We start from the raw sequence: 9,179 nt of genomic DNA, 5'->3' as shown, positions 1-9,179 counted from the left end.
TACTTAATACCTGGGGGGGGCGGGGGGGGTGGGGGTGGGGTGGGGGCTCCCCGGGGGGGCGCGGGTGGCGGGCCCCCCCCCCCCGGGGGGGCCCCCCGCGGGAGTGCTTCGGGGGATGGGGTCAGTAGCGCGAGACGCCGCGGCGGCGACCCACGCCCGCCACCAGGGCCACGCCGATGGCGGCGAACAGGACCTGCAGCAGCAGCTCCCGCCAGTCGATGCCGGCGGTGTCGGCGAAGCCCGACGCCCGCGCGACGATCGTGCCCAGCAGCGCGGCGCCGACGCCGATCAGCATGTGCAGCCACATCGGCATGTTCTGGCGCCCCGGGACGAGCAGGCGGCCCAGAGCGCCGACGATGAGACCAACGATGAGCGCGGTGATGATGCCCCAGACGGTGAGCTCCACGGTCGCCCTCCTTCTTCAGAATGAGTCACACGGGTCGTGTGGTTCCTGTCGTGACCGCTAAGTGCCCGACCCGCCGAAAATCCAAACCGACTCCCGTGACGAATTGCTTCGGACGGCTCTGAGCTGGGCTTTCCCGGCCGGATTCGGGCGCGGGCGCGCGTCCGGCCCACCATTCGCGGGCTGATCCCGTTCAATGCCCTTTCGCCCGGGCGCGAACGCCAGCGGGCGCCCGACCGGTCGGTCGGGCGCCCGCTGAGGCGTTTCGGGGGTTGCGTCAGTAACGCGAGACGCTGCGGCGACGTCCCACACCGGCCACGAGGGCCACGGCGATGGCGGCCAGCACGACCTGGACCAGCAGTTCCATCCAGTCGATGCCGGCGGTCTCGGTGGCGATGCCGAGGGCGCGGGCCAGGACGGTGCCCAGCAGCGCGGCGCCGACACCGATGAGCATGTGCAGCCACATCGGCATGTTCTGCCGGCCCGGAACGACCAGGCGGCCCAGCGCGCCGACGATCAGACCCACGATGAGCGCGGTGATGATGCCCCAGACGGTCACGATCTTCTCCTTCTAAGAAGTTTCACACGGTCTGTGTGGTTCCTGTCGTGACCGGTAAGTTCCCGACCCGTCGAAAACCCAAACCGACTCGCTCCCCGCGCCGCCCGCCAAGCCCCCGCGCGTCGGTTCCGGCCGGCCGGAGATCCGCAGGTGGGGGCGGCGCCGTCCGGACGGAAAAAATCTCCGGGTACGCGAAACGGCCGGCCCCCGGATCGGGGTGCCGGCCGTTTCGTGGGCGCGTTACTTCTTGCCGGGGGGCTTGCCGTCACCGGAGTCGGAGGAGAGCGCGGCGATGAAGGCCTCCTGCGGGACCTCCACCCGCCCCACCATCTTCATCCGCTTCTTGCCCTCCTTCTGCTTCTCCAGCAGCTTGCGCTTACGGCTGATGTCACCGCCGTAACACTTGGCGAGCACGTCCTTGCGGATGGCGCGGATGGTCTCCCGGGCGATCACCCGGCTGCCGATGGCGGCCTGGATCGGCACCTCGAACTGCTGGCGCGGGATGAGCGTGCGCAGCTTCGCCGCGATCGTGGTGCCGTAGGTGTACGCCTTGTCCTTGTGCACGATCGCGCTGAACGCGTCCACCGGCTCGCCGTGCAGCAGGATGTCGACCTTGACCAGGTCGGACGCCTGCTCGCCGGAGGGCTCGTAGTCCAGCGAGGCGTAGCCCTTGGTGCGGCTCTTGAGCTGGTCGAAGAAGTCGAAGATGATCTCGGCCAGCGGGAGGGTGTAGCGCAGCTCCACCCGGTCGGCGGAGAGGTAGTCCATGCCGAGCAGGCTGCCCCGGCGACCCTGACACAGCTCCATCACCGCGCCGACGTAGTCGTTCGGGGTGAGCACGGTGGCCCGCACCGTCGGCTCGTGCACCTCGGCGATCTTGCCGGTCGGGTATTCGCTCGGGTTGGTGACCACGATCTCCAGGCCGTCCTCCTGGATGGCCCGGTAGACCACGTTCGGCGCGGTGGAGATGAGGTCGAGGTTGAACTCCCGCTCCAGCCGCTCCCGGATGATCTCCAGGTGCAGCAGGCCGAGGAAGCCGCAGCGGAAGCCGAAGCCGAGCGCGCCCGAGGTCTCCGGCTCGTACACCAGGGCGGCGTCGTTGAGCTTGAGCTTGTCCAGCGCCTCACGGAGGTTGGGGTAGTCGGACCCGTCGATCGGATAGAGGCCGGAGTAGACCATCGGCTTCGGGTCCTTGTAGCCGCCGAGCGCCTCCTTGGCCGGGTTGGCGTTGATGGTGACCGTGTCACCGACCCGGGACTGGCGGACGTCCTTCACGCCGGTGATCAGGTAGCCCACCTCGCCGACGCCGAGCGCGTCGGCCTTCACCATCTCCGGGGAGATGACGCCGATCTCCAGCAGCTCGTGGACCGCGCCCGTGGACATCATCTTGATCCGGTCCCGGGCGCTGATCTTCCCGTCGACCACCCGGACGTAGGTGACCACGCCCCGGTAGACGTCGTAGACCGAGTCGAAGATCATGGCGCGGGCCGGGGCGTCGGCCTTGCCGACCGGCGGCACGAACTGCCGGACGATCTCGTCGAGCAGGTACGGCACGCCCTCACCGGTCTTGCCGGAGACCCTGATGCAGTCCGCCGGGTCGCCGCCGATGAGGTGGGCCAGCTCCTCGGCGTACTTCTCGGGCTGGGCGGCCGGCAGGTCGATCTTGTTGAGCACCGGGATGATGTGCAGGTCGTTCTCAAGGGCCAGATAGAGGTTGGCCAGCGTCTGCGCCTCGATGCCCTGGGCGGCGTCGACCAGCAGGATGGCGCCCTCGCAGGCCGCCAGGGAACGGGACACCTCGTAGGTGAAGTCCACGTGGCCCGGGGTGTCGATCATGTTCAGGACGGCGGTCTCGCCGGCCCGGTCGCCCTCGCGGATGGTCCACGGCATCCGGACGGCCTGGCTCTTGATGGTGATGCCGCGCTCGCGCTCGATGTCCATCCGGTCGAGGTACTGGGCGCGCATCTGCCGGGGGTCCACCACGCCGGTGAGCTGCAGCATCCGGTCGGCCAGGGTCGACTTCCCGTGGTCGATGTGGGCGATGATGCAGAAGTTCCTGATGCGCGCCGGGTCGGTGGCACCAGGAGCATTCGCGCCGGGATCGAGCGTCGGTGGCACAGCGGTCCGTTCTGGTCGGCTGACGTGAGCGGGCCGGCGCGCCGCCGGCCCCCTCTATGCTCCCACGTCGCCCGGGGCGCGCCGGTGCTCCCCCGTCACTCCTCCGGCGGCTCGACGAAGAGGGCGGCGAGCTTCGGCAGGTGCCGTCGCGCCTCGTCCTCGTCGTCGAAGTCCCAGAAGTCGTTCAGGTCGGGCGCCCGCACCGGGTCCCGGTCGGCCGGCAGGTCGGCCGCGGTGGCCTTCCGGTACGCCTCCCAGGGCACCGCCAGCATGTCCTCGCACGCGAACTCCTCGCCGCTGAGCGCGGCGGCCCGGACCTGCGGCAGCTCGGCCAGCGAGTCCGGGTCGCCGACCGCCCGGGCGAACACCGCCCGGCCCTGGGTCATCAGCCAGCCCCGGAAGTGTTCGAAGCCGTCGTCCGAGGCGCCCCCGTTGATCAGGTATGCCGCGCCCCAGAGGTCGACCTTGTACGACGCGGCGAGCACCCGCTGCTGGTGGTGGGCGTAGCCGACGATCTCCTCCGGATCCCGCTCGGCGAGCAGGGCGACGGCGCGGGCGGCGACCGCTGCGGGCTCGCCCCCGCCTCCGGCCCGGGCACTGTCGATCAACTGCCAGAACTCGTCGGTCCTCATGGCCTGGCAGTCTCCCAGACCGATCCGCCGGAGCGGTGGGGCAGCGGGAACAGCGCGGCGAGCCGGGGATACCGGCGGGCCAGCTCGGCGGCGTCGCGCACGTCCCACCGCTCGTCCTCCGGCCGCGGCCGACAGCTCAACTCGCGGTCCCGGGCCTCGATGGCCGCGTCGATGCTCTCGGGCACCCCGGTGATCCGCTCGTACGCCTCGTCGGCCACGTAGTCCAGGCACTCCCACTCCGGCCACTCGTCCCCGGCCCAGTCGCGCATCGGGCGGCCGGCGAGCCGACGCACCTGCGGCACCTCGGCGAGCGCGTCCGGCTCGGCCACCACCCGGTGGTACGCCGCCCGCCCGAGACCGACCACCCAGGCCTGGAAGTAGTGGAAGCCGTCGTCGGAGCAGAAGCCGCCGCAGACCAGCAGGGCGGCTCCCCAGAGGCGCCAGGTGTCGGCCGCGGCGCGCAGCTCGTCCAGCCGCAGCGCGAAGTCGACCACGTCGGCGGCGGGTCGCTCGGCCAGGCGGTCGGTGAGCCAGGACAGCCGCTCGTCGGGCGTCCCGGCGGCGGCGTCGGACGCCTCGATCAGCGCCCAGAACTCGTCCATCTGCACGACCGGGATGCTGCCAGCGCGGTACGACATCGGGGCCTGCGTCGGGCAGCATGGGGGCGTGCCCGCCGTGTCCCTGCCCCCGGTCCCGTACGACGCGACGGCGCTCCGCCCGGACTGGGCCGAGCTGCCGGCCGGGCTGCGCGACGCGCTGGCCGCCCGGCTCGGCGGGCCCCCCGTGACGGTCCGCCCGGCCCGGGCGGGCTTCACCCGGGGCTTCGCCGCCGTGCTCCACGGCCGGACCGGCGAGCCGGTGTTCGTGAAGGCGGCGGCGCTGGCGGAGCAGCGACACCTGGTCGACTGGTACGCCCACGAGGCCGCCGTGCTGGCCCGGCTCCCGGCCGGCCTGCCGGTCCCCCGCCCGCGCTGGGCGCTCACCGAGGCCGGCTGGTACGCGCTCGCCCTGACCGCGGTCGACGGGCACACGCCCCGGCTGCCCTGGGACCCGGCGGAGCTGGACGCCGCCCTCACCACGTACGCCGAGGTGGCCGCCGCGCTCGCCGCGCCGCCCGCGGACCTCGTCGCGCTCGGGCTCCCGCGCCTCGCCGACCTGGCCCGGGACGACATCCTGTGGTGGGGCGAGGTGGCCGCCGGTCGCGAACCGGAGCCGGCGCTGCCAGCCTGGGCACCGCTGCCCGAGCTGGCCGCGCTGGAGTCCCGCCTCCCCGGCTACGCCGACGCCGCACCCGGGCTGGCCCACTGCGACCTGCGGGTGGACAACCTGCTCCTGGACGCCGCCGGCCGGGCCTGGCTCTGCGACTGGAACTGGCTCTGCCACGGGCCGGCCTGGTTCGACCTGGTCACCCTGCTGATCACCGGGTACGCCAGCGGCCTCGACGCGGACGCCGCCTTCGCCGGCCACCCGGCCGCCGCCGGCGCCCCCGCCGACGCGCTGGACGTGACCCTCGCCGCACTGTCCGGCTACTTCCTCACCAGCGCCGCCGCCGGCCCGTCCACCGCCTCCCCGCACATCCGGGCGCACCAACGCTGGAGCGGCGAGCAGGCGCTCGGCTGGCTCGCCACCCGCCAGGGCTGGACCTGAGCGGGCCGCCCCGCCCGCTCCCGAAGGTGCGGGTCTCCCCGCCACCCCGGCGTGGCGGGGGAGGATCAGGGCGGCACTCCGCCGGGACGCCGAGCCGGGCCGACCAGGGCGGACCCCCAGGGCACCGGAGGCGTTTTGGCCCGTCCCCGGGCGACCTGGTAACCTGGCTTTTCGCGCGGCGATGACGCATGTCCGTCGTGCGCGAAAGCAGACCAACCCGAGCTATCAAGACGAGGCTGTCGCGTGGCGAACATCAAGTCCCAGATCAAGCGCAACCGGCAGAACGAGAAGCGCCGGCTGCGTAACAAGTCGGTCAAGTCGTCGCTGAAGACCGCCATCCGGAAGTTCAACGAGGCTGCCGAGGCGGGCGACGCCGAGAAGGCCGCCACCCTGATGCGTGAGGCCACCCGCAAGCTGGACAAGGCTGCCAGCAAGGGTGTCATCCACGCCAACCAGGCGGCCAACCGGAAGTCGGCGATCGCCAAGCGCGTCGCCTCGTTCTCGGCCTGACGAGCGCCTCAGACCTGACCGGAAGCCCCGGGGTCACCGCCCCGGGGCTTCCGGCTGTCTGCGTTCCACGGCCGGTCGTCGACGTCCGACCAGCGTTCATCCTCGCCGGGCGGATCGGCGGGGTGGACCGCCCGCACCGTCGGCTCGCCGGCCACCGCCACGCCGGGTAGCGCCCGGGCCGTGGCCGGCACGGCGGCCCGGCCGACCACCGGCTCCATCTGCCGGCGGAAGCGGTCCCGCTCCTGCTCCGGCACCTGCGCCGCGCTGCGGATCACCACCTCGGCGACCATGTCGTTGAGCTTCACCATGACCGCCACCGCCGCCGGCAGCACCAGCACGGCCCACCAGGTCACCAGCTCGGCGAGGGCGAGCAGCACGGCCAGCGCCACGGCGCCCTCGAAGAAGAGGAAGCAGAGCACCCCGCCCGGGTTGACGAACCGCAGCCCGAGGACCCGGGCGTAGAGCGGCCGGTAGCGCTCCTCGTCCGTCGGGACGGTCGACCAGCTTCGGGTCACCGGCCGCCACCCTGCCGCGCCGCGGCCACCGAGAACACCGCCCGCTCCAGCGCGTACGCCCGGTCGTCGGCGCCACCCTTGACGGCGGCGTTGCACTCGGCGGCCGCCCGCATGGCCTCCACCAGGCCCTCCGGCGTCCAGCCCCGGCCCTGCCGCTGGGCCCGCTCGACCTTCCACGCCGGCATGCCCAGGCTGCTCGCCAGCTGGTAGGGGCTGCCGCGCCCGGCCGAGGCGACCCGCGCCACGGTCCGCACCCCGTCGGCGAGCGCGTCGGCGATCGGCACCGGGTCGACACCGACGTGCAGCGCCCAGCGCAGCGCCTCCAGGGCACCGGGGACGTCGCCGACCATCGTCGCGTCGGCCACGGTGAAGCCGGACACCTCGACCCGCCCCCGGTAGTAGCGGGACACCGTGTCCGCCCCGATCCGCCCGTCGGTGTCGGCGACCAGTTGGGAGCAGGCGGCGGCCAGCTCACGCAGGTCGGTGCCGACGGCCGCGATCAGCGTCTCGGCCGCGTCCTCGGTGCACTTGCCGCCGCTGCGGCGGATCTCGTCCCGGACGAAGGCGACCCGCTCCCGGTGGCCCTTGAGCTTCGCCGCCGGCACCACGGTCGCCCCGGCGGCCCGCAGCCCGTCGGCGAACGCCTTGCCCTTGGCCGCGCCGAGGTGCAGCACCACGAGCTGCACGTCGGGGTCCGGGTTCTTCGCGTAGCCCAGCAGCGCGGTGACCAGGTCCTTGCGGGCGTCCTGACCGGAGCGGAGCACGAGCACCCGGCGCCCGCCGAACAGCGACGGGCTGAGCATCTCGGCGATCTCCCCGACCGTCAGCGAGCCGGCCTGGTACTCCCGGACGTCCACGTCCGGGTCGACGCTGCGGGCCCGGGCGACGGCTTCGGCGACGGCTCGCGTGGCGAGCAGCTCCTCGTCGCCGAGAACGAGCAGAATAGGGGGCAGGCTGGCGGGGGTCACGCCGCCCATATTCGCACGGCCTCCGACCGGATCGTGCCTGCTCATCGGGGACTGTGACGTCACAGCCCGCAGTCAGCGCGAATCCAGACATTTGAGTCGATCTACCAGCTACCCCCACCAAGCTGCCTCGATCGTCGGGGTCCTTCCGAGCCGGTCTCACCGTCGCCGCCCCGGGCCGGTCCCGCGGGCCACCACCGCCAGCCCGCCGCCGCTGCGGACCGCGGCCACGTCGCCGTCGGTGTCGGTGCGCAGCACCCGGGCGCCCGCCCGGGTCAACCGGTCCAGCAGGCCGGGGTTGGGGTGCCCGTAGTCGTTGTCGGCGCCCACGCAGACCAGCGCGACCGCCGGGCGGACCGCGGCGAGGAACTCCGGATCCTGGTACGCGGACCCGTGGTGGGCCACCTTCAGCACGTCGGCCCGGATCACGCCGGGCGGCACCGTCTCCAACAGCGCCCGCTGCTCCTCGGTCTCGGCGTCGCCGGGCAGCAGGATCCGCAGCCCGTGCACGGTGGCCGCCAGGACCAGCGAGTTGTTGTTCGGGTCCGACCGGCTGCCGCGCATCGGGTACGGCGGCCCGATCGCGGCCAGGTCGACCGCCCCGGCCCGCCACCGCCAGCCCGCCGGCACCGGCGTCAGCACGCTCCCGCCCCGGCGCGCCGCGTCGCGTACCTGGGCGACGCCGTAGGGCGGCTCGGACCACTGTGGGGTGGCCACCGCCGCGACCCGCCGGCCCCGGAACACCCCGGCGATCCCGCCCACGTGGTCGGCGTGGAAGTGGCTGACCACCAGCAGCGTCACCTCCCGTACGCCGAGCCGGCGCAGGCACCCGTCCACCCCGGACGGCTCCGGACCGGCGTCGACCACCACGGCCCGGCCGGCGGCGACCGGCAGCACCACGGCGTCCCCCTGCCCCACCGCGCATGCCACGACCACCCAGCCCGGCGGTGGCCAGCCGGCCGCCAGCAGCCGGACGGGCAGCGTGCCGAGCACCACGGCGACCACGACGACCGCGACCAGCCGCCGGACGACCGGCCGCCGGACGGCGACCAGCAGCGCCACGCTCACGGCGGCCAGCAGCAGGGCGCCCGTCACCCCGCCCGGCCAGGGCAGCGTCCCGGCGGGCAGGCGCGCCCCCTGCGCGGCCACGGTCACCAGCCAGCGGGCCGGCCAGCTCGCCAGCCAGGCGGCGAACTCGGCGCCGGCCGGCCAGATCGGCGAGAGCACCGCCGCGAGCACGCCCAGCACGGTGGCGGGCGCGACGACCGGCACGGCCAGCAGGTTCGCGGGCACCGCGACGAGGCTCACCGTCCCGGAGAGCCCGGCGATCACCGGGCCGCAGGCGAGCTGCGCGGCGGCCGGCACCGCCAGCGCCTCGGCCAACCCGGGCGGTACGCCCCGACGGCGCAGCCCGTCCCGCCAGCCGGGGGCGAGCAGCAGCAGTCCACCGGTGGCGCAGACCGAGAGCGCGAACCCGGGATCCCCGGCCAACTCCGGGTCGACCAGCACCAGCACGGTGACCGCGGCGGCCAGGGCGGGCAGCGCGGCCCGGGACCGTCCGGTGGCAAGGGCGGCCAACCCGATCGCCCCCATCGCCGCGGCGCGGACCACGCTGGGCGAGGGCCGGACCAGGATCACGAACCCGACCAGGGCGAGCACGCACAGCGCGGCAGCCGTCCGCGGACCGGCCCGGGCCCAGCGGGCGAGCAGCAGCATCGACAGGACTGGGCGTCACGTCGCGACGCCTCGGCCGAAGGCGACGCCCCGCCCGCCGTCGCGACAGTCGGCCGCCGACGCGATCCGGTCCGCCGCCCGTGACGCTGGCGCGAC

General features: G+C 74.0%; 9 protein-coding genes and 1 pseudogene. 2 read left to right on the top strand and 8 right to left on the bottom strand.

Going from position 1 to position 9,179, the window contains the following annotated elements:
• Positions 1–121: 121 nt before the first annotated feature.
• From ABZV78_RS30395 to ABZV78_RS30375, 5 genes are all read right to left on the bottom strand, one after another.
• Entirely contained in the window at positions 122–406 is a 285-nt protein-coding gene (locus ABZV78_RS30395; RefSeq protein ID WP_355644114.1) for a GlsB/YeaQ/YmgE family stress response membrane protein, read from the bottom strand.
• Between the two features lie 274 nt (positions 407–680).
• Entirely contained in the window at positions 681–962 is a 282-nt protein-coding gene (locus ABZV78_RS30390) for a GlsB/YeaQ/YmgE family stress response membrane protein (RefSeq protein ID WP_355644113.1), read from the bottom strand.
• Between the two features lie 240 nt (positions 963–1,202).
• Complete coding sequence (gene lepA, locus ABZV78_RS30385) at positions 1,203–3,080, bottom strand: translation elongation factor 4 (RefSeq protein WP_355644112.1); 1,878 nt, start codon at positions 3,078–3,080, stop codon at positions 1,203–1,205.
• A gap of 95 nt (positions 3,081–3,175) precedes the next feature.
• Positions 3,176–3,712, bottom strand: coding sequence for a DUF4240 domain-containing protein (locus ABZV78_RS30380; protein WP_355644111.1), 537 nt, complete (start codon positions 3,710–3,712; stop codon positions 3,176–3,178).
• Entirely contained in the window at positions 3,709–4,350 is a 642-nt protein-coding gene (locus tag ABZV78_RS30375) for a DUF4240 domain-containing protein (RefSeq protein ID WP_355644109.1), read from the bottom strand. Before ABZV78_RS30375 ends, ABZV78_RS30380 begins: the two co-directional genes overlap by 4 nt.
• Here ABZV78_RS30375 and ABZV78_RS30370 point away from each other — a divergent pair.
• Both ABZV78_RS30370 and rpsT read left to right on the top strand, forming a co-directional pair.
• Entirely contained in the window at positions 4,328–5,359 is a 1,032-nt protein-coding gene (locus ABZV78_RS30370; RefSeq protein ID WP_355644107.1) for an aminoglycoside phosphotransferase family protein, read from the top strand. The two genes, ABZV78_RS30375 and ABZV78_RS30370, sit on opposite strands and share 23 nt — an antisense overlap.
• Before the next feature lie 243 nt (positions 5,360–5,602).
• Positions 5,603–5,869: a 30S ribosomal protein S20 gene (gene rpsT / locus ABZV78_RS30365; RefSeq protein WP_355644106.1), complete on the top strand. Its 267-nt coding sequence runs from the start codon at positions 5,603–5,605 to the stop codon at positions 5,867–5,869.
• Between the two features lie 8 nt (positions 5,870–5,877).
• Here rpsT and ABZV78_RS30360 read toward each other — a convergent pair whose 3' ends face one another.
• From ABZV78_RS30360 to ABZV78_RS30350, 3 genes and pseudogenes are all read right to left on the bottom strand, one after another.
• Positions 5,878–6,384 carry a hypothetical protein gene (locus ABZV78_RS30360; protein WP_355644104.1) on the bottom strand — a complete coding sequence of 169 codons (507 nt, stop codon included), beginning with the start codon at positions 6,382–6,384 and terminating at the stop codon, positions 5,878–5,880.
• Positions 6,381–7,361, bottom strand: coding sequence for a DNA polymerase III subunit delta (gene holA, locus ABZV78_RS30355; RefSeq protein ID WP_355644102.1), 981 nt, complete (start codon positions 7,359–7,361; stop codon positions 6,381–6,383). The genes ABZV78_RS30360 and holA overlap by 4 nt, the downstream gene beginning before the upstream one ends.
• A gap of 147 nt (positions 7,362–7,508) precedes the next feature.
• A pseudogene (locus ABZV78_RS30350) lies at positions 7,509–9,068 on the bottom strand (ComEC/Rec2 family competence protein); the annotation flags it as partial.
• Between the last annotated feature and the right edge of the window lie 111 nt (positions 9,069–9,179).

It is taken from the genome of Micromonospora sp. NPDC004540 (assembly GCF_040610095.1).
Taxonomy (GTDB): domain Bacteria; phylum Actinomycetota; class Actinomycetes; order Mycobacteriales; family Micromonosporaceae; genus Micromonospora.
The sequence above is the reverse complement of the archived record's forward strand: the minus strand, read 5'-3'. Positions and strand labels throughout refer to the sequence as shown.

Coding starts and splice junctions, on each gene's coding strand:
- ABZV78_RS30375 (WP_355644109.1), bottom strand. CDS start 4,350: ATGTCGTACCGCGCTGGCAGCATCCCGGTCGTGCAGATGGACGAGTTC.
- holA (WP_355644102.1), bottom strand. CDS start 7,361: ATGGGCGGCGTGACCCCCGCCAGCCTGCCCCCTATTCTGCTCGTTCTC.
- ABZV78_RS30370 (WP_355644107.1), top strand. CDS start 4,328: ATGCTGCCAGCGCGGTACGACATCGGGGCCTGCGTCGGGCAGCATGGG.
- ABZV78_RS30380 (WP_355644111.1), bottom strand. CDS start 3,712: ATGAGGACCGACGAGTTCTGGCAGTTGATCGACAGTGCCCGGGCCGGA.